14 protein-coding genes are annotated in these 20,644 nt (G+C 34.4%); 6 read left to right on the top strand and 8 right to left on the bottom strand.

Annotation, left to right across the window (positions count from 1 at the left end):
- Positions 1-99 precede the first annotated feature (99 nt).
- The 3 genes from mnmG to GQ40_RS13110 all read right to left on the bottom strand — a co-directional run bounded on the left by mnmG (position 100) and on the right by GQ40_RS13110 (position 5,934).
- Entirely contained in the window at positions 100-1,971 is a 1,872-nt protein-coding gene (gene mnmG / locus GQ40_RS13120) for a tRNA uridine-5-carboxymethylaminomethyl(34) synthesis enzyme MnmG (RefSeq protein ID WP_047549234.1), read from the bottom strand.
- Positions 1,972-2,048: 77 nt separating this feature from the next.
- Entirely contained in the window at positions 2,049-2,459 is a 411-nt protein-coding gene (gene ybeY, locus GQ40_RS13115; protein ID WP_047549231.1) for an rRNA maturation RNase YbeY, read from the bottom strand.
- Positions 2,452-5,934, bottom strand: coding sequence for a DUF4175 family protein (locus tag GQ40_RS13110; RefSeq protein ID WP_047549228.1), 3,483 nt, complete (start codon positions 5,932-5,934; stop codon positions 2,452-2,454). Before GQ40_RS13110 ends, ybeY begins: the two co-directional genes overlap by 8 nt.
- Before the next feature lie 176 nt (positions 5,935-6,110).
- Here GQ40_RS13110 and GQ40_RS13105 point away from each other — a divergent pair, with 176 nt between their 5' ends.
- The 4 genes from GQ40_RS13105 to GQ40_RS13090 all read left to right on the top strand — a co-directional run bounded on the left by GQ40_RS13105 (position 6,111) and on the right by GQ40_RS13090 (position 14,260).
- Positions 6,111-7,154 (top strand): alkane 1-monooxygenase, encoded by a 1,044-nt coding sequence (locus tag GQ40_RS13105; RefSeq protein ID WP_047549225.1) that lies wholly within the window; start codon positions 6,111-6,113, stop codon positions 7,152-7,154.
- 74 nt (positions 7,155-7,228) lie between these two features.
- Positions 7,229-11,593 carry a T9SS C-terminal target domain-containing protein gene (locus GQ40_RS13100; RefSeq protein ID WP_047549222.1) on the top strand — a complete coding sequence of 1,455 codons (4,365 nt, stop codon included), beginning with the start codon at positions 7,229-7,231 and terminating at the stop codon, positions 11,591-11,593.
- Between the two features lie 119 nt (positions 11,594-11,712).
- Complete coding sequence (gene gltX / locus GQ40_RS13095) at positions 11,713-13,224, top strand: glutamate--tRNA ligase (protein ID WP_047549219.1); 1,512 nt, start codon at positions 11,713-11,715, stop codon at positions 13,222-13,224.
- Between the two features lie 79 nt (positions 13,225-13,303).
- On the top strand, positions 13,304-14,260 hold the full coding sequence (locus GQ40_RS13090) for an SGNH/GDSL hydrolase family protein (RefSeq protein ID WP_052184258.1): 957 nt from the start codon (positions 13,304-13,306) through the stop codon (positions 14,258-14,260).
- A 49-nt stretch (positions 14,261-14,309) separates the two neighbouring features.
- On the opposite strand, the gene GQ40_RS13085 is transcribed toward GQ40_RS13090, so the two are convergent.
- The gene (locus GQ40_RS13085; RefSeq protein WP_047549216.1) at positions 14,310-14,990 is read right to left on the bottom strand and encodes an outer membrane beta-barrel protein; all 681 of its coding nucleotides are present in this window, start codon (positions 14,988-14,990) and stop codon (positions 14,310-14,312) included.
- A gap of 77 nt (positions 14,991-15,067) precedes the next feature.
- Between GQ40_RS13085 and GQ40_RS13080 the strand changes: the two genes are divergently transcribed.
- Positions 15,068-15,997 (top strand): SPFH domain-containing protein, encoded by a 930-nt coding sequence (locus GQ40_RS13080; RefSeq protein ID WP_047549212.1) that lies wholly within the window; start codon positions 15,068-15,070, stop codon positions 15,995-15,997.
- 66 nt (positions 15,998-16,063) lie between these two features.
- On the opposite strand, the gene GQ40_RS13075 is transcribed toward GQ40_RS13080, so the two are convergent.
- From GQ40_RS13075 to GQ40_RS13060, 4 genes are all read right to left on the bottom strand, one after another.
- A complete protein-coding gene (locus tag GQ40_RS13075) occupies positions 16,064-16,276 on the bottom strand; it encodes a hypothetical protein (protein WP_047549209.1) in 213 nt (70 codons plus the stop codon).
- 96 nt (positions 16,277-16,372) lie between these two features.
- Complete coding sequence (locus tag GQ40_RS13070; protein WP_047549207.1) at positions 16,373-17,527, bottom strand: hypothetical protein; 1,155 nt, start codon at positions 17,525-17,527, stop codon at positions 16,373-16,375.
- 64 nt (positions 17,528-17,591) lie between these two features.
- Entirely contained in the window at positions 17,592-18,074 is a 483-nt protein-coding gene (locus GQ40_RS13065) for a DUF1761 domain-containing protein (RefSeq protein WP_231565577.1), read from the bottom strand.
- A gap of 89 nt (positions 18,075-18,163) precedes the next feature.
- Positions 18,164-20,164 carry a glutamine--tRNA ligase/YqeY domain fusion protein gene (locus tag GQ40_RS13060; protein WP_047549204.1) on the bottom strand — a complete coding sequence of 667 codons (2,001 nt, stop codon included), beginning with the start codon at positions 20,162-20,164 and terminating at the stop codon, positions 18,164-18,166.
- Between the two features lie 67 nt (positions 20,165-20,231).
- On the opposite strand from GQ40_RS13060, the gene folB reads away from it, so the two are divergent.
- On the top strand, positions 20,232-20,594 hold the full coding sequence (gene folB, locus GQ40_RS13055) for a dihydroneopterin aldolase (protein WP_047549200.1): 363 nt from the start codon (positions 20,232-20,234) through the stop codon (positions 20,592-20,594).
- Positions 20,595-20,644 lie beyond the last annotated feature (50 nt).

The following is a 20,644-nucleotide window of genomic DNA, read 5'->3' as shown; positions in this document are numbered from 1 at the left end:
GAGCGTTGATTTTATGTTTTTTAATACATGTTCCACGTGAAACATTCAAAAAAAGATTTAAATTTTAATTCAAAATAAAGGTGATTGAATATCGTGAATTTACCTTCTCATGTAAACCAAAAGAACAGAAACATCTGCTGGAGATACTCCACTAATTCTTGAGGCTTGTGAAATGGTTACAGGTTGAATTTTAGTTAATTTTTGAACCGCTTCCGTACTCATAGATTTTAATTTTGTATAATCAAAATTTGGTGGGATTTTTACATCTTCTAACCTATTAAGCTTATCGGCATTGTTTTTTTCTTTTTCTATGTATCCCGAATATTTGATTTGAATTTCAGTCTGCTCAATCACTTCTCTGTCGAGATCATGTTCCTGTATATAACTTTCAACTTCCTCAAATTGGCGCATATCTTCCGAAGTAATATTTGGTCTAGAATACAATTTATACATCTTATCTGACTGTTTCACCAAAGCAGAATTTTTAGATTCTAAAACAGGATTAGCATCTTCAGGCTTCACACTTGTATCTCTAAAGAAGTCTACAAAGTTTTCAGATTGTGATTGCTTTTCCTCCATACGTCGCAATCTGGTTTCACTAGCTAAACCTAAATCATATCCTTTAGGCGTTAATCTAAAATCGGCATTATCCTGTCTTAAAAGGGTTCTGTACTCTGCACGTGATGTAAACATACGGTAAGGTTCTTCAGTTCCTTTTGTGATTAAGTCATCTACCAAGACTCCAATATATGCCTCGTTACGTTTCAATATAAATGGTTCTTTTTCCTGAACCTTAAGCGCAGCATTTATACCTGCCATTAACCCTTGAGATGCTGCTTCCTCGTAACCGGTTGTACCGTTAATTTGACCAGCAAAAAACAAACCTTCAACCAATTTAGTTTCTAAAGTGTGTTTTAATTGTGTTGGCGGAAAGTAATCATATTCGATAGCATAACCTGGTCTAAAAAACTTTACGTTTTCAAAACCAACTACAGATCGCAACGCTTTAAATTGAACATCCTCTGGCAATGAAGTAGAGAAACCGTTAACGTAAACTTCAACGGTATTCCAGCCTTCTGGTTCAACAAATAACTGGTGCCTATCCTTATCTGCAAAACGATTTATTTTATCTTCTATTGATGGGCAATATCTTGGTCCTGTACTTTGGATTCTACCGTTAAACATTGGAGAACGATCAAAACCTTCTCGAAGCAAATTGTGAACTTCTGGACTTGTATAAGTCATGTGGCAAGAACGCTGTTCTTTTAAAGGTTTGATGCTTTCTAAATACGAGAACTTTTCTGGCTGAGCGTCTCCAGGCTGTTCGACCATTTTAGAATAATCCAATGATCTGCCATCCACTCGTGGCGGTGTTCCTGTTTTCATTCTACCAGATTCAAAACCTAATTCAACAAGCTGTCCTGTGATTCCTGTTGCAGCTCTTTCTCCTGCTCTACCTCCTCCAAAATTTTTATCACCAATATGAATTAATCCATTAAGAAATGTTCCATTGGTAAGCACTACAGTTTTTGCTTTTATCTCTAAACCTAATGACGTTTTAACACCAACTACTTTATGATTTTCAACTAGTAAACCAGAAACCATCTCCTGATAAAAATCCAAATTTTTAGTCTGTTCAAGCAATAGTCTCCAATCCTCTGCAAAACGCATTCTATCACTTTGAACCCTCGGACTCCACATCGCAGGTCCTTTAGATTTATTCAACATTTTAAACTGGATGGCAGATGTATCACTTACGATACCACTATAGCCACCAAGGGCATCAATCTCTCTTACAATTTGTCCTTTTGCAATTCCACCCATTGCAGGATTACAAGACATTTGTGCAATGTTTTGTAAATTCATGGTGATGAGCAGCGTTTTGCTTCCCATGTTTGCAGCAGATGCAGCAGCTTCACTTCCTGCGTGACCTGCTCCTACAACTATGACATCATATACTTCGTTAAACATACTATTGATTATTGTTCCACGTGGAACACTGTGTTTTTAAATTTTGGTTTGCAAATATACATTGAAATACTAATATATCAATCCATTGCGCTTAGGTAGTGATTTTCTTTTGCCCTCATAAGTTTTGAGTCTTCGTCACTTTTGTCTTTGTAACCGCAATAATGTAAAATGCCATGAATCATTACACGATGTAATTCTTCGGAAATTTCTACATCATAATCTTTTGCGTTATCTGCTACTCTTTCAACAGAAATATAAACATCGCCATGTAGCTCTTTTCCGACTGAATAATCAAAACTAATAATATCAGTTAAGGTATCGTGTTCTAGAAATTCCACATTTAATTTGTGCAGATAATCGTCATCACAAAAAATAAAATTAATTTCTCCTTCATTACAATTTTCCGAAGAAATGGTTTTTGATATCCATTTTGAAAGCCTTGTTTCATCTTCCAATTTGAAATCGGTCTCGTAATTAAAACTAATCATTTGCTTTTTTAAAATACTCTTGAACTTTCTTTTTGTAAACCTGCTGCAAAGGTAATGCTTGTCGGTTTAAAATTTCGGTAGTATTAAAATATTCTTTGGCCTTTGGGATTTGATTGGGAACCGTGTTATCGTACGTTTTATTATTCGTTTCAGATTTACGCTTGTCATCCTGTCCCTGCATAAATGTGGCGTTTTCCAACTTGAGCAATTGGTGTTGTAATTCCATCATTTTTTGCAATGTTTGATTTGTAAAGCCTTTATTGATGAGATCTAATTCAATCTCTTCCATGTCTTTTAATAATTGACCGCCAGGACCACCTTTTAAACCATCTTTTTCCAATCGCTTTTCTAAAGCCTGACGTAATTGCTGCTGTTTTTGATAAATCTCATATAGCTCACCGTTTTGCATTTCACTTTCTCCTTCTCCCTGTCCTTCTCCTCCTTTTCCTTCTCCCTCGCCTTTTTTCTCACCTTCTTTTCCATTCTTTCCTTCTTTGCCTCCTTTTGGCTTTCCATCTTCTCCCTCTTTCTCTCCTTCTTTACCTTTGCCACTTTCTCCTTCTTCTCCATCCTTCGGCTTTTTTCCTTCCCCTTTTTTCATGCCTTCTTCCATCTTTTTATTGAGTTCTTCTTGACTCATAATAATATCTGGGAGTTGTTCACCTTGTCCTTGACCTTGACCCATTGACGGGTTCATTTCCTGATTCATATTATCAAGAACATCACTTAAAAAACTAGCCAATTCATTGGTCGCTGTAACGGTGTACTGTTGTGATGAAACACCTTGATATAACTGATTTTCAGATAGTTGATTAAGTGTTTTGTCAATATAAAAGAATACATCTGTAATTTGAGTATTCACCGTTTCTGAAATAGCTGGTTGACGCAATGATAATGCAAACAAACTATCATCAATATGCTCAAAATGTTCTCTTAAGTTGTTTTGTTTCCGAAGAAATTTACCGTATTCATTGTGATTGACTTCGATAGACTTAAAATCGTTCATTAAGTTTTCTTGATCAAAAGAAAATAGCACAAGATTGTCCAAGATTTGACGCAGCACGTCAATATCTTCCTGCATTTGTTCACCACCACCCATTGACATCGCCTGGGCCATTTGCTGCGTCATTTCTTTCATTTTCTTGGCAGCCTGCTTTTGCTTTTTCTTAGCTTTTTGCTGAGGACCTTGAGGACTATCCTGCGGTTCACCTTCTGGCTTTTCTTGTGGCTCTTGAGGTTCGCTTCCCTCTTGTTGATCTTGCTCTTTCTGTTCCTCTAAAGCTTCTGTAGCCTCTTTTTGATCTTGTTTTATGGAATCTTCGGTAGGTTTGTCCTGAGGTAGATCCATTGGTTTTTTGAGCTCTTTATTCTCTTTTTCGAGTTCTTCCATTTGTTTTTGGAAATCCTCAAACTTCTCATTTAGCTTTTCCTGCTCTTCTTTAGTATTCTTTTCTTTCGTTTCTTCGGAAAGTTTCTCCTGCTCTTCTGCAAGATTCTCTAAATCCTTCATTAGCTTTTCAGCTTTTTTAGCAACGTAAAAACGTTTTGTTAATTCTAAAAGCTGCTTTAAGCTTTTCTCTTTGTTTTTATTCTGTTTTGCTAACTCTTCAAGTTTTTGGGTAAATTCTTCTTTATTGATTTTATCTTTCATCTTCTCCAACTCTTCCAATAATTTCTCATCCTTTTTGAGTTGTTCTTCATTTTCTTCTAACCGCTTTTGAAGATCTTCTTTAAACTGATCTTTTTCTTTATCCTCATTTTGAAACTCTTCAATGTTCTCTTTTAATTTTTTATTAAAATTTTTCATCAGTTGCTCCTGCTCTTTCTGACGTTTTAAAAAGTTTTCAAATTTCTTTTTGTCGTTAAAATTAAGCTCCTCTTTCTCTTTTTGGGTTTTAGACAACTCTTTTAATTCTTTGTCTTGATCCTTTAGTTTTTCAAACGTTTTGCTAATATCCTTAATCGTTTCGTTTTGCTCGTTTAATTGCTTTTGCTCTTCCTCATCTTTAGTGAGTTTTCTATAGCTAAACACCGAACTTTTTGAACTTTTATAATTATGGATGGCATCATTATCAAATACCTGAAAGTATAGTTCATAATCCACTCCATCTTCCAGATTTAACTGGTTTGGAAATGCGCTCACAAACTCATCAAAATTGGATTTTGAAACGTTCATCACTTCGTATGACTTATCCTCTGGATTTTTACTTGGGTAATATACCATTTGAAGTTTACTCAAACCATAATCGTCACTTACTTGACCTAAGAAATATAATGTTTGATTATCTAGCGAATCTTTTTCCATTTTAATATTCATTTCAGGATAATTATCCTTTATCACATTGATGGAAAATGCTAAATTTTCATAATCTCTTAATTGCTTATTACTTGTAGTAATGTTATAATCGGTATTGTTATAAATACGCTTTGAAGCTTCAAATCTTCCTTTATCGATTGGCTCAAACACAACCGTATCCTTAGAATAAAACACCACCTCGTCTGTAGATTTTGTATTTACTCTCCATGTCACATTTGTGCCTTCTGGGATGGTAGAGTTTCCAGTGCTTTTTAAAACCTCGTCTTGCTTTTTGGTGTAAGCGGGATAATCTAAAACCATTTCAAAATTGACGAGCGTTGGCACTTTTATAATGTCTACCGTATAATTTTTAGATACTACATCATTTGCCGATAAACTAAATGATATTGCTTCTTTTGGTTGCGCAAACACATATTCAAACTGTCCTGGAGCAGTTTGCTGCATAAAAAATGACTGTCCGTTGAAATGGATTTGAGCATTATTAGGGATAATCTCTCCTGCAGTATTCACCGTAACTTTAAAATCTTTATTTTCAATAGCGCTTAGATCTTCATTGACCACAAAAAACTGAAATGGTGCTGGTGGCTCATAAGCAGTATTGTAATTAACAACACGTTCATAACTATCACTAAACCAATTGATTTTTCCGGTTGCAAAAGACAGTAATAAAATCGCTATTGGTATTGCTGCATATTTTAGATACTTTGCGTTTTTCTTAAAATTAATGGCCAATTTAAAAGGAATTGGGCTCAATTCATCAGATTTCTGCTCAATACTAGCTTTCAGAAGTTCCGATTGTGCAGTATTTTGATTTAACTGTAAAACATTCAACAGTTTGTCGTTAACTTCAGGAAAATGATTACCAATAATTTTTGAAGCCTCTTCGTAATCGATTCCTTTTTGAAGCTTGAATAGTTTTGCCAAAGGAAACGCTATAAACTTGACAAAAAGTCCAATTTCCACCGCGATAAAAACCCAAAACAAAATGGTTCTAGCTATTGGGCTTAACCATAAAAAATATTCAATAAGTAACGTTACAATAAGATACAGCAGACCTATTGCGAAAAATAAAATCGCTCCTTTAAGCAATTCATTGGTATAATACCGTTTGATAAATTGCTCTAATTTGCCCTGAATTTGCTTAAAATGTCCTGCCATATAGTTAAATAACTCACTAATATAGAATTTATTTTCATCTGTAATTGCCTAAAATTGGTAAGATTCTGTTAATTTCGAGGAGTTGTGTTAAATTTCAAGGTTTATAATCACAACATTTTAGGTTTAACAGAAACATTAAACTATTTCTCTTTTTCAAGGGAATGAATTAAATTTAAATGAAAGATCTCAAATATCTTGCTGCGTTCTCCATCCCAATTGTTGCTTTTGTAAGCCTCTATTTAAAAGGGAGCTGGTCTTATTTGACACCTATTTATGCCTTTGTATTAATCCCTTTTCTAGAACTTATTTTCCCGGTGGTTACAACAAATTTTTCTTCGGAAGAAGTAGACCAAAGGTTAAAGCGCACTATTTTTGATTGGTTATTATACCTCAATCTTCCAATAGTTTACGGGTTGGTTTTCTTCGGAATTTACGAAGCCTCCACCACTCCAATCGAAACTTACGAATTGGTAGGCATGTTTATTTCCGTAGGTATCGTTTTAGGGGTTAACGGAATAAACGTGGCTCACGAATTAGGTCACAGACAATCGACGAATGAACGTTTTTTAGGCAAGGCTTTATTATTACCGTCTTTATATATGCATTTTTATATTGAACATAATTTTGGGCATCATTTACACGCAGCAACTCCAGAAGATCCTGCAACCGCACGTTATAACCAATCGGTTTATTCGTTTTGGTTTACATCTATCTATAGGCAATATGTAAAAGCATGGAAAATTCAAGGAAAATTGCTCAAAAACAACAAAAAAGGCTTCTTTTCTCCAAAAAACGATATGTTTTGGTATGTTTTACTTCAAATTTCATATTTGGTGACTGTATTTTTATTCTTTGGAAAAATTGGGTTTCTATTCGCGATTGCTACTGCAATAATCGGTATCCTATTATTAGAATCTGTCAATTATATAGAACACTACGGATTATTGCGTCTTAAAACAACATCTGGAAGATACGAGCGTGTTAAAGAAATCCATTCTTGGAATTCTAACCACGTAATTGGGAGAATTGTACTGTACGAACTCACGCGACATAGCGATCACCATTTTAAATCGACCAAAAAATACCAAGTATTGGATTGCCATGACGAGAGTCCGCAAATGCCATTTGGCTATCCAACCTCTATGGTTTTGGCGATGGTGCCTCCTTTGTGGTTTGGGATTATGAATAAGCGTGTGCCGATACAGATGGTAATAGATTAAAGTAAATAAGCCAAAACCAACAATTGCATCCATAACATTAAACACATATATTTGCTAAGCCTCAAATACCAAGCATGTTAAAACGTTTTATTTTTTTTTATATTCTACTCACATCTCTGCAAACCATTGCACAAGGCGAAACTAATATTTGGTATTTTGGCGATAATGCTGGATTAGACTTTAATAGTGGTTCTCCAGTACCAATATTTGATGGAGAACTAATAACTGATGAAGGTTGTGCAACAATATCAGATTTTTCTGGTAATCTATTATTTTATACAGATGGTGTTACGGTTTGGAATAGAAATCATAACATCATGCTTAATGGTACAGGGTTAAATGGTAATGTATCTAGTACTCACTCAGCTATTATCGTTCCAAAACCAAATGATTTAAATATTTATTACATTTTTACAATTGATGAAGTTGCAGGACCAAATGGCTTGCAATATTCTGAAGTAGATATGTCTTTAGATGGCGGATTTGGTGGTTTAACATCAAACAAGAATATTTTGATGTTTGCACCAACAACAGAGAAGCTTACAGCCATAAAAAGTGAGGTTTCAAATGAATATTGGGTGGTATCTCATAAATGGCAGAGTAATGAGTTTTTAGCATATAAAATATCTTCAGCAGGTATAGATATAACTCCTGTTTTAAGCCCAGTTGGGACTTACGTAGGTGATGATGTCCAGAGCGTATTAGGACAAATAAAAATTTCTCCAGACGGTACAAAGTTAGCGGTAGCAAGAGGTGAAGGTTTGTGTGAAGTACAGTTATTTGATTTTGACGCTAATACGGGAATAGTTTCAAACCCTCTAACATTATATACTCACGTACCATGTAACGTAGAAGTTTATGGTGTTGAATTTTCGCCGAATAGCAAAGTCTTATATATCTCTGTAATAGGTATTGGTGTATTTCAATTTGATCTTGAAGCTGGAACACCTTCAGCTGTTATAGGTTCAATATTAGAATTAACCCCTGAAACAGATCCTTATGGCTCTTTACAATTGGCTAGTAATGGTAAAATTTATGTTGCCAAAGCAAATAGATTTTTATTAGATGTTATTGATAATCCTAACACAGTTGGAACAGGATGTAATTATTTGTTTGAAGAATTATCCCTCGGAGGTCGTAAAAGTAGATTGGGGTTGCCTCCATTTATACAATCTTTTTTTCAGGTTGGTTTTGATGTAGAAGATATATGCTTTGGAGAAACGACACAATTCAATGCGAATATTTCACAACCTTATGATAGTTTGCTATGGGAATTTGGAGATACGATGACATCCTCAGACGAGAACCCAACGCACACATACACATCTCCAGGCACCTACAATGTGCAGCTCACTGTTACCGTTGGTACTGAATCCTCTAACGAAACAAAAGAAGTGATCATATATGAGCAACCCATTGCAAATCAACCTAGTGATATGGTTATATGTGATGACAACAATGATGGGTTTTATACTTATGATTTAACATCTAGAGATATAGAAGTGCTAAATGGCCAGAGTAATACAACTTTTGATATTGTATATTTTGCTTCAATAGATGATTATAACAATGACTTAGTGATAAGTAATCCAAATGCATATGTAAACATGAATATGTATGCTACAGAAACCATTATTGCTAGTATTAGAAATGCATCAAACACATCATGTGAGGCCATCACTACATTTGATATATCCCTTTTCGGATCTCCCACGCCTAGTCAAAATGTGCCAGAGGTATCGTATTGTGATAATGAAAGTGTTGGTACAGATAGTGATGGAATCATCATTTTTGATTTAACCGAAAATGAAACGACCATCCTAAACGGTCAATCTATTGCTACATATAGCGTTAATTACTACAGCGATGCAGCATTTGCAAACCAAATTACAACTCCAGCGAATTATCAAAACACCAATTCTCAAGAAACGATTTATATTAGGGTTATTAATAACAGCAACCAAGATTGTGTGGGAGAGACTTCGTTTCAAATTAATGTTCTCGAATTGCCAATAATTGTACCAATTGTCAACTTAGGCCAATGTGATGATGATTTAGATGGTTTTACGGTATTTAATTTAAATGAAGTGATAACAGAAATAACAACCAATAGTGCTAATGAGACAGTAACATTTTACGAAACACAATTAGATGCAGAAAGTGGAGCAAGCATGATTACAAACACTGATACTTACGTGAATCAAAATGTAAGTAACGATGTGATATGGGCTAGAGTTGAAAACGCTCAAGGTTGTTTTAGAACTTCCGAGGTCAATTTACAAGTCTCCACAACTCAAATACCAAACTCATTTACACGGGATTTTTATAGTTGTGATACTGCCTTAGATGGAGATAACGCTAACGGAATTACGGTATTTGATTTTAGTACTGTGACAACAGATCTCCAAGGGTTATTTCCTAGCGGTCAACAACTAATCATCACTTACTATGAAAGTGAACAAGACGCTCTTACAGAAACTAATGCAATCCCAGATCCTTCAAACCATGAGAACACAAACAGTCCTTTTACTCAAGATATATACATTAGAGTAGATAGTGCAGTAAATAATGATTGTTTAGCATTAGGTAATCACATCACATTACATGTAGAACCAGTACCTGTAGATAATGGTCCAATCATTATAGAACAATGTGATATTGCAAATGATGGTGTAGAATCTATAGATACCTCTACCATTAATGACCAATTATTACAAGGTCAGACCAATGTTGCTTTGAGTTTTGTAGATGGTAATGGTGTAGCATTATCAAACCCATTACCCAACCCTTTTGTTACAGGTTCTCAAACTATTAACGTGACGATGACCAATACTGCGTCACAAGATTCAAATGGAGCTTGCGAAATCATAACAACTATAGATATAATTATAGATGCAGGAGTTGTGGCTTATCCTGTAAATGAATTTGCAGTTTGTGATGATGATAGTGATGGGTTGTTTGCTTTTGATACAAGCACGATTGATACCACAATTAGAAATGGTCAAACCGATGCAACTGTCACCTATACTGATGAAAATAATAACGCATTATCAAGTCCGCTACCAAATCCTTTTGTTACAGGTACACAAAGCATCACTGCAAAAATTGAGAATCCATCAAATGCTTTATGTTTTGATGAAACTATTATTGCGTTTGTTGTGAGTTCTCAGCCTACAGCATACGACGTTCCAAATGAAATTATATGTGATGACATCTCTAATGATGGTGAACATGTATTTAATCTCACAAATTATACTACTAGTGTGCTAAATGGTCAAGTATTAGAAAACCATAATGTGCTTTATTTTTCTTCGGAAAGTGATGCCAATTCAAGTACTAGTCCTTTGCCAAATAATTATGTAAGTACATCAACTTCCGAAGAACTATATGTTAGAGTCGAAAATATTGAGAATCCATCCTGTTATGATGTAACGTCATTTTTTATAGGTGTTTCATATCTGCCAATAGCCAATCAACCTGTTGATATTAGTATTTGTGACGATTCTGTTAATGATGGTTTTGAGACTATAGATCTAACAGTCCAAGAAGACGATATTTTGAATGGTCAATCCAATACAGAGAATGATATTACTTATCATTTAACACAATCTGATGCAGATGATAATAGCAACGCATTACCAACAAATTATACAAATACCGAAAATCCTCAAACGATTTATATTAGAATAGAAAATGTAAACAATAGTGCGTGCTTTGATACCACTTTTTTTGAGATCATAGTTAACGAACAACCTGTTTTAAATATGGAAGCTCTATGGCCTATCTGTGAAGGGGATTCGGTAGATTTAATTGCAGACGACGGTTATGATTATTACACATGGTCAACTGGAGAGACAACAAGAATTATTACTGTATTTGACGAAGGTACATATACGGTAACCGTTTCTAATGTTTATGGTGATGTAGTTTGTGAAACTTCTAAGAATGTTCAAGTCACGCAGTCAAATATTGCAGTCATAACCGATATTGAAACTGTAGATTGGACGCAAAACGATAATGTGATTTCTGTTTTTGTGTCTGGTGATGGTGATTATGAATATTCTTTAGATGGCGTAAATTATCAAGATTCTAATGAGTTCATTAATCTAAATATTGATGAGTACACAGTTTACGTTAGAGATAAAAATGGTTGTGGTATAACCACAGAGGATGTGTATCTACTTTATTACCCTAAGTTTTTCACTCCAAATAGTGATGGTTATCATGATTATTGGCAATTAATCAATTCTGAAAAAGAACCTCAAAATCAAATCTTCATCTATGATAGATATGGAAAACTTATAAAACAAATAAGCCCTAGCAATATTGGATGGGATGGTACTTTTAATGGTAAACCATTACCAACAAATGACTATTGGTTTACACTAATTAGGCAAAATGGGAAACAGTATAGAGGGCATTTTACATTGAAACGATAAATAAATAGTTTTTCCTAAATATTAATTAAAAATTTTTAAACGTAAAATTTACTCTCTACTCTATTTTCTTTGTTCTCTAATCTTATCAATATATCTTTACACCTTTCAAAACAGAAATCATGACCAAACCCGTTCGCGTGCGTTTTGCACCAAGCCCAACAGGACCTTTACATATTGGAGGTGTTAGAACAGCACTTTTTAATTATTTATTTGCTAAAAAACACAACGGTACGTTTGTACTTCGTATTGAAGATACAGACCAAAACCGTTATGTAGAAGGTGCAGAAGATTATATTGTAGAGTCCCTTAACTGGTGTGGAATCCCATTTGACGAAGGTGTTGGTAAAAACGAAAAATTCGGTCCATATCGTCAAAGCGAGCGCAAGCATTTGTACAAGCAATATGCAGAGGAGTTGATCAAAAAAGGTCATGCCTATTATGCTTTTGATACTGCAGAAGATTTAGATTTCCACAGAAAAGATCACGAGGAAAAAGGAAAAACATTTATCTACAATTGGCACAATAGACTTAAATTGAGTAATTCGTTATCACTTTCTGAAAGCGAAACAAAAGCGAAATTAGACGCTGGAGAGGATTATGTGATCAGGTTTAAATCACCTCAAGATGAGACTTTACATTTAAAGGATATTATTAGAGGAGATATTAAAATTGATACCAATATTTTAGATGATAAAGTACTTTTCAAAAGTGACGGGATGCCAACCTATCACCTAGCAAATATCGTGGATGACCATTTAATGGGAATCTCTCACGTGATTCGTGGTGAAGAGTGGTTACCATCATTAGCTTTACACTACCAATTGTACAATGCTTTTGGTTGGGATGCTCCTGAATTTGCGCATTTACCGTTGATACTAAAACCAACAGGCAAAGGGAAGTTAAGCAAACGTGATGGTGATAAATTAGGGTTTCCTGTATTCCCTTTAGAGTGGAAAGATCCAAAAACTGGTGATATTTCTAGAGGCTTTAAAGAAGATGGTTATTTCCCTGAGGCGATGCTAAATTTCTTAGCGTTTTTAGGGTGGAACCCAGGTACAGAACAAGAAATTTTTAGTCTCGATGAATTGGTCAACGCTTTTGAACTGGAACGCGTCAATAAGGCTGGTGCACGTTTTGATCCTGATAAAACAAAATGGTTTAACCATCATTACATGCAGGAGCAAAGTGATTATGAGTTAGCTGTAGCCTTTAAAAATCATAGATCAGAATTAAAAGATATCGATATTAATTACATAGAAATGGTCGTTGCCCTAATTAAAGAGCGCGCCACATTTGTAAGTGATTTTTGGGATTTGAGCCACTTCTTTTTCACATCACCACAAGAATTTGATGAAAAGGCGTCAAAAAAAGCAATAAAAGAGGATACTGCCTCAATTATGTTGAAAGTAAAAGAAATTATCACTCATATTGATGATTTTACGGTCGAGGCATTACAAAAAGACATTAAAGGCTGGATTACGTCTAATGAGATTGGCTTCGGAAAAGTGATGATGCCACTACGTTTAGCACTTGTTGGAGCTCTCCAAGGTCCAGATGTTTTTGATATTATGTTTATGATTGGAAAGGCAGAAACTGTGAAACGTATTGATACGTTGATCGCTGCGAACTAGTAGTATTGACAATATCAATATCATTTAACTATTTTATAGTGTTATATTTATGTAACACAAATCATTATTTGTCGTAAAAATGAATCGGTTATTTTGTTTAGTTTTCCTTTTAATACTAACTACTTCTTGCGAAAATGAAGTAAAAGAAGAGCTTCCATTACATAACAAGCGAGTACTCATCTTAGGAAATAGTATCACACAACATGGGCACTATGTTGATTTTATAGAATATTTTCTTCGGAAAGAGTATCCAAAAGACAGTTTAGATATTATAAGTATTGGATTGTCTGGTGAAACGATTTCTGGAACTTCGGAAGGCGGTCGTGAATTTCCAAGACCATGTTTACATAACCGATTAGATAGAGCGCTCAACAAAATCAATCCAGATTTGGTTTTAGCGTGTTACGGTATGAATGATGGAAATTATCAACCTATGGATAGCCTTAGGTTTGAAGCTTATAAAAATGGCATTTTAGAGTTAAAATCTAAAGTAGAACAACGTCATGCACAATTAATAATACTTACACCAACTGTATTTGATGCAGATCCTATTCAAAATAGAGTCTCAAAAGATGATGAGATCCACACCTATTGGAATCCTTATTACGATTATAATAATGTGCTTAATACCTACTCAAATTGGTTATTGAGCCTGGAAAATGAATCACTAAAAGTGATTAATTTACATCATCATCTCGATAGTATTCTAAAAAATATAAAACAGATTAAAGCAGATTCAACATTTATTCCAGATGGTGTTCACCCAAATAAAAGGGGACATTATTACATTGCGCAAAAGGTATTGAAGGATTTATATCCTAATTTAAAATTAAAAAATCATAAACCTGAAATTGAACTTCTCGAGCAGGACACACTTTATAAATTAATAAGTAAAAGGCGTGATTTACGATCTGAAGGCTGGAGAAATTATATTGGTTACACTAAAGGGAAAACCGTAAAATCTGATGATATTTCTGTCACAATAACCAAGGTTAGTGAATTGGATTCAATAATTAGAAATCATCAAAACAACTAAAGTTTATATTAACTATTTACCATGAGATTCCTGTTTTTACAGGAATTAGTTAGAACGTAATCATCAACGCAAAAGATAGCATGCTTTGATTTCCTTCAAAACGATCTGCATTATTAAGATTAAAATCGTTGTCGTTCAATTTTCCGAAGATATTTGTAAAACCGTAACTATACGTCGCTCGCAATCTAAAATTACCTATTCCTGCTGAAGCACCTACCACTCCATTAGCATTAAATTTGGAGATATCACTAATATCTTCAGCAAAAAGATTGTCATAACCTTGAATGATAAAGTTTTTCTGATCATCATTTTTTAGTTCAAGTTCGCTGTTATATTGTAATTGCGGACCCAAATCTAAAGTCAAATTATCTGATAACAGTTTTACATGAAGCAAAAAAGCGACTTGAGCCATTTTTATGTCATATTCAATAGGTTCTTGCGTTATGGTGGTCAAACTTGGTCTTCCTGTAATTTCTATAGAATTCTGTGAGAATTGAAATCCGTAGCTCACCGTATACCATTTGTGAGGGATATCTACCGTTGCCACCAAACCGCCAATAAAGCCAGTACCGCTTTTGGTTTCAAAATTATCTGTTATTATATCGTACTGTGTTAATCCACCAATAACACCAATCCCGTTTTTTATTTTATAAGTGTTGTGTTGAGCCACGGTTATTGTGACAAACCCTATACAAAAGGTTAATAATAAGATAAATTGCTTTTTTTGCATGACATCAATGTGTGTATTGAACAAATATAACTTAAATTAGTAATCCAATATTTTAACTAACTATTAAAAACCTATTCATGGAAAATTTTATTTATATACCTATTGTCTTTTTTGGCTTAATTATTTTGATTTCCTCATTCTTTGTAGTCAAACAGCAAACTGCAGCAATAATTGAGCGTTTTGGTAAGTTTCACAGTATTAGACAGTCTGGATTACATTTAAAAATTCCGTTAGTTGATAAGATTGCAGGTAAGTTGAGTTTAAAAATTCAACAATTAGATGTTATTATAGAAACTAAAACGCTTGATGATGTATTTGTGCGTTTAAAGGTTTCTGTGCAATACCGTGTAATTAGAGCAAAGGTATATGATGCTTTTTATCAATTAGACTATCCTCATGACCAGATTACGTCTTATGTTTTTGATGTCGTGCGTGCAGAAGTTCCTAAAATGAAATTAGACGACGTATTCGTAAAAAAAGATGATATCGCATTGGCTGTAAAAGCAGAGCTTAATGACGCCATGTTAGAATATGGATTTGACATTATCAAAACATTGGTAACAGATATTGATCCAGATGCGCAGGTAAAAGCTGCTATGAATAGAATTAATGCTGCAGATAGAGAAAAAACAGCTGCACAATATGAAGGTGATGCTGCTCGTATTTTAATCGTAGAAAAAGCGAAAGCAGAGGCAGAAAGTAAACGATTACAAGGTCAAGGTATTGCAGACCAGCGTCGTGAGATTGCTCGTGGTCTTGAAGAATCTGTAGAAGTGCTTAACAAAGTTGGTATCAACTCACAGGAAGCCTCTGCGCTTATTGTGGTAACGCAACATTATGACACCTTACAATCTATAGGTCAAGAAACCAATAGTAATCTTATTTTGTTGCCAAATTCCCCTCAGGCTGGTAGCCAAATGTTAAACGACATGGTAGCAAGTTTTACAGCCAGTAACCAAATTGGTGAAGCAATGAAAAACGCAAAGAAGAAACCAAAAAACGACTAGATTATCTTAAGTACAAAAAAAAGCCTTTAGAATTCTAAAGGCTTTTTTGTTTTATCATTTTAATGATTAATGCTTTGAATTATACTCAGAAATCATTTTTTTGAGCTCTTCCAAATAAGATTTCAATTCTTTTTCATTAATCTCTGCTTCTTGATTACCACCTTGCGGTAGTGTGCTTTGTGTCTCGTCGAGATATTTTTGTAACTCAGGATAATTTTCCTCTATATCTCTTGTAACCGTAGAAATATCGGTTAATATTTTTCTAGTTTTATCGTTCATATCTTTAATTGGTTTATGGATCTTATATTCTTAAAAGTTAAGTTATTTTATAATATTCTCAAAACATAAATACTTCTTTAACGCCAATTTCACATTTTAAAAAGGATGGCGCTCCTCCCATTCTCTAATGGGACTAGCATATTTTACTATCAATTTTAAAACGGTATTCGCAATAAAATTATTAGTATGCTTCACATAAATTTGCATAGGATATGGCTTTGCACCAATGGAACTTTTGATTTCCATTGCGGTTCTTGCAAAAATGACTGACTTAAATCGATTTTCAATTCCAAAAAATGCCATATCAAAAAGCATATTTAAATACATTTGATATCTATGCTGAAATTCTTGATTATAGCCTAAAAAATAGGTCTCTAACTCATCAAAATTTAAAATTAAAGTATAAAATCCCACAAGTTCATTATTTAAAAAATATCCAAAAACCTTAAAGTTTTCTTTAAGCTGAAGTTTTAAATTGTAAAAGTGATCGCTATCTAATTTAAAGGAATTGACTCCTGCATTATCACTCACGTTTTCATACAATTCATATAACTTTTTGGACATTGATTTTATGGTTTCCAAATTGAGTTCTTTTCGCTCAAAATCTGCACCTTTTTTTTTAGCAGTTTTATAACGACTTCGATACTTTTTATTAAAAGAGGCCACGTAATTCTCTGGTGATTTCCAATGGTCTCTCACCTTAAAAATCATATTGGGCTGCACATGGGCTTTGTATAATTTTTCTCTTCGGAAATATGCTTCGCTCAAATGAATCTCGTCATCTTCAAAATAATCTTTATAAGCTATGATTCTTATTTTTTTGTTGAATTTGGCCTTAATTTGCTTTGAGAGTAGTCTTAAACCTTCTGAAACTGTTTCTAAATAGTGTTCTTGTGTTAGATAATCTGAATTAAAATACAATCCATGCTGGCCTGTATGCATTAAATTACCTACAATTAGTGCATTTCCCTTAACGATTTTGGAGATGAGCACTTTTCCGCAGCGCTTAAAAAATTGATTTGAGGTTTTTCTAAACACGTCGTTGACATACAATTCTACACGTTGTACAATGGCAATACCTGCTAAAATTTCCGAAGAAAAAATGGCTACATAATACGTAGAAATATTTGTTGGACTTGAGTTTTCAAGTGCCTTGAGAAACGGTGTTTTTAAAAATAGGTCCTCAACTGGAAGTTCGTCCCAGGCTTGTGGTAAATCTCTAACCGAATTGTATATTTTGAAGTCTATCAATATGAAAATGAAAAGGCTGAAAATTACAATTTCCAGCCTCTATTAATGTTAAAAATTTACAAAATTAAGGAGTCCATCCTGCAATGATACTTCCCATAATTGCTAAGCAAACAATCCAATAGCCTGCGTTTATAAAGATATACTTTGCGTTTTTTCTTTCAAATAAGGCGTTGATGCCAATTACTGGCAATGCGAACATCACTCCTGCCATTGCACCATGTAGAGCGCCATGTTTAAATGAACGGTACTTGCCTGCCCATTCTTGTAAAAAGGCTTGGGTTGTTGCACCATCCATTTGACCTTCTGTCATACCATATACTCCAAATTCGTGGATGACCAAAAAGTTTGTAAAGAAGGCTAGCATTAATGATAATACCAATGAGACTCCAAAAATAATTGCCATATTACCGCCTTTTATTTTGGCTTCGGTCATTTCTGCTGCTCGCATCCAAGGGATTCCAAAAACTTTTGGATTATACCAAATAAAGCCCAATACGATTGGGATCACTGCAGCAACTAAAATTGCTAAATAATTAAATTCAATCATGATTTTTTGATTATAGTTAGTTCTATAAATGTACAAAAAAACCTCAAAGTTGAGGTCTTTGAGGTTTTAAACTAAGAATTATGACAGCCTTATAAAGCTTTTGCCTCAGCTACCAGAATTTCATTTTTGTCTTCTAATGCTTTAGATATAAAATCATTGATAGCGTCGTTTTTTTCTAATCCGTTATCCAATAAAACACCTAGACTGATCATTGTTATGATTCTTGTTCCTGCTTTTTTAACTGAGGTTCCAAAAAGCGCCTCTAAATCTTCATAAGACACCTGTTTTGCAAGTTCTTGAATTTCAGCTTTCGCTTTTTCTCTTTCAGCATCTTTCATTCTATCATACTTTTTACCGTATGATTTTATCTCCTCAATCGCAGGACGTTTATGTTGTTGAGGTTTGCTATTTTGATTTTGCTGGGCTTTTGGTTTTTGCTTTGCCCAAGAATCTCTTAAACCTACAATTTTATTAAAGACTAAATGTTCTGGTTTAGAATCTTTGTCTACATTAAAATAACCTATACGTTGAAACTGGAATCGATCCCCAACCTGCGCATCTGCCAAACTAGGTTCTACAAAAGCCTCTATAATTTTAAGCGAATTTGGATTTATAAACTCCATAAAATCTTTGTCTTGATGGCTATCTGGAGCCTCATCCATGAACAAACGATCGTATTCTCTCACCTCTGCTTTTATAGCATGCTTAATAGAGACCCAATGTAAAGTTCCCTTCACTTTCTTTTCGGTATCTGTGGTATAGGTGCAATGGATCTCGGTAATTTTTCCTTCGGAATCTTTAACCACACCTTCTGCCTGTATGATGTAAGCATTTTTTAAACGTACCTCTCCTCCTAACTTCAGTCTAAAAAACTGGTTGCTTGCTTCTTCCTTAAAATCTTCTCTTTCAATATAAATTTCCTTACAAAAAGGAACCTTTCTAAAACCAGCACTCTCATCTTCCTGGTTATTTTCTGCCTCTAACCACTCTACCTTGTCGTCTGGGTAATTGGTGATTACTACTTTTACCGGGTTTAAAACAGCCATTACCCTTGGTGCAGCATAATTTAAATCCTCACGAATACAAAATTCTAAAAGTGCCACATCTATTACGTTTTCACGTTTGGCTACTCCCACTTTTTCTATAAAAGTTCTAATGGAATTTGGTGTATAACCACGACGTCTCAACCCAGAAATTGTTGGCATTCTGGGATCATCCCAACCGGAAACAACGCCATCTTCTACCAATTTGAGCAATTTACGTTTGCTCATAATCGTATAGCTCAAGTTTAAACGTGCAAATTCACGCTGTTTTGGAAGCATTGGGAGTTCTTCTTTTGCATAGCCATATACATGCTCCTTAAACCAATCGTAAAGCTCTCTGTGAGGCTTAAATTCAAGTGAACATAGACTGTGAGAGATTTGTTCTATATAGTCACTTTCACCATGCGTCCAATCGTACATTGGGTAGATACACCAATCATCACCTGTTCTGTGATGGTGCTTTTTTAAAACCCTATACATGATTGGATCACGCATCAACATATTTGGGTGCTGCATATCAATTTTTGCTCGTAGAATATGTGAACCTTCTTCAAATTCTCCATTTTTCATTCTTCGGAAAAGGTCTAAATTCTCTTCTACGCTCCTATTACGATAAGGACCATCAACTCCTGGTTGGGTTGGTGTACCTTTTTGCTCTGCCATAGCTACACTGGATTGTGAATCCACGTATGCATAACCGTCTTTGATCAATTGTTCTGCCCAATCGTAAAGCGTTTGAAAATAATCTGAAGAATACAACTCATTTGCCCATTCATAACCCAGCCATTCAATATCACGCTTAATAGCATCTACATATTCTTGCTCTTCTTTTGCTGGATTGGTATCATCAAAACGTAGATTTACAGGAGCATTGTATTTTTCTCCCAGACTAAAACTAATACCAATTGCCTTTGTGTGACCAATGTGTAAATAACCATTAGGCTCAGGTGGAAAACGGAAGCGTAGGTCATCTTTTGACAACCCGTTTTTTAAATCTTCTTCTATGATATACTCTATAAAGTTGAGCGATTTTGTTTCTTCAGACATATTTTTAAAAATATGAGGCAAAGTTATTAAATATTTGCGTCATATATTTGTTTTAAAATAGAACGTTTTGGGAATAATTAAAGTAGAAAATATACGTGTTTTTGCGCATCATGGTTGCTTAAAAGAGGAAACCAAAATAGGAAGTGATTATCGTGTGGACATAGAGGTAAAGGCAGATTTAAAAATTTCAGCTCAAACAGATGAACTCAACGATACTGTGGATTATGTGTTGCTAAATAAAATTGCAAAAGAGGAAATGAAAAAACCCTCAAAACTTCTGGAAACCGTTGCAAAACGTATGTTGACACGAATCTTTTCCGAAGAAAAATTGGTAACAAAAGCTACGGTTAGCGTTAGTAAATTAAATCCACCAATAGGTGGAGATGTAGAAAGTGTAACGATAAAAATGACCGAAAGACGAAAAAAGTAAGGGTTTGTCTTGTTAAACGGTAATTTTTTATAAATTTGCGTTCTCGCTAG

Source organism: Psychroserpens sp. Hel_I_66 (assembly GCF_000799465.1).
In the GTDB taxonomy this organism is placed as follows: Bacteria; Bacteroidota; Bacteroidia; order Flavobacteriales; family Flavobacteriaceae; genus Psychroserpens.
Note: the sequence above shows the minus strand (reverse complement) of the source record. Positions and strands in the feature narration are given on the sequence as shown.

What these genes read in the sequence shown, in the direction of transcription:
- mnmG (WP_047549234.1), bottom strand. Translation starts at nt 1,971, where the DNA reads ATGTTTAACGAAGTATATGATGTCATAGTTGTAGGAGCAGGTCACGCA.
- ybeY (WP_047549231.1), bottom strand. Translation starts at nt 2,459, where the DNA reads ATGATTAGTTTTAATTACGAGACCGATTTCAAATTGGAAGATGAAACA.
- GQ40_RS13110 (WP_047549228.1), bottom strand. Translation starts at nt 5,934, where the DNA reads ATGGCAGGACATTTTAAGCAAATTCAGGGCAAATTAGAGCAATTTATC.
- GQ40_RS13105 (WP_047549225.1), top strand. Translation starts at nt 6,111, where the DNA reads ATGAAAGATCTCAAATATCTTGCTGCGTTCTCCATCCCAATTGTTGCT.
- GQ40_RS13100 (WP_047549222.1), top strand. Translation starts at nt 7,229, where the DNA reads ATGTTAAAACGTTTTATTTTTTTTTATATTCTACTCACATCTCTGCAA.
- gltX (WP_047549219.1), top strand. Translation starts at nt 11,713, where the DNA reads ATGACCAAACCCGTTCGCGTGCGTTTTGCACCAAGCCCAACAGGACCT.
- GQ40_RS13090 (WP_052184258.1), top strand. Translation starts at nt 13,304, where the DNA reads ATGAATCGGTTATTTTGTTTAGTTTTCCTTTTAATACTAACTACTTCT.
- GQ40_RS13085 (WP_047549216.1), bottom strand. Translation starts at nt 14,990, where the DNA reads ATGCAAAAAAAGCAATTTATCTTATTATTAACCTTTTGTATAGGGTTT.
- GQ40_RS13080 (WP_047549212.1), top strand. Translation starts at nt 15,068, where the DNA reads ATGGAAAATTTTATTTATATACCTATTGTCTTTTTTGGCTTAATTATT.
- GQ40_RS13075 (WP_047549209.1), bottom strand. Translation starts at nt 16,276, where the DNA reads ATGAACGATAAAACTAGAAAAATATTAACCGATATTTCTACGGTTACA.
- GQ40_RS13065 (WP_231565577.1), bottom strand. Translation starts at nt 18,074, where the DNA reads ATGATTGAATTTAATTATTTAGCAATTTTAGTTGCTGCAGTGATCCCA.
- GQ40_RS13060 (WP_047549204.1), bottom strand. Translation starts at nt 20,164, where the DNA reads ATGTCTGAAGAAACAAAATCGCTCAACTTTATAGAGTATATCATAGAA.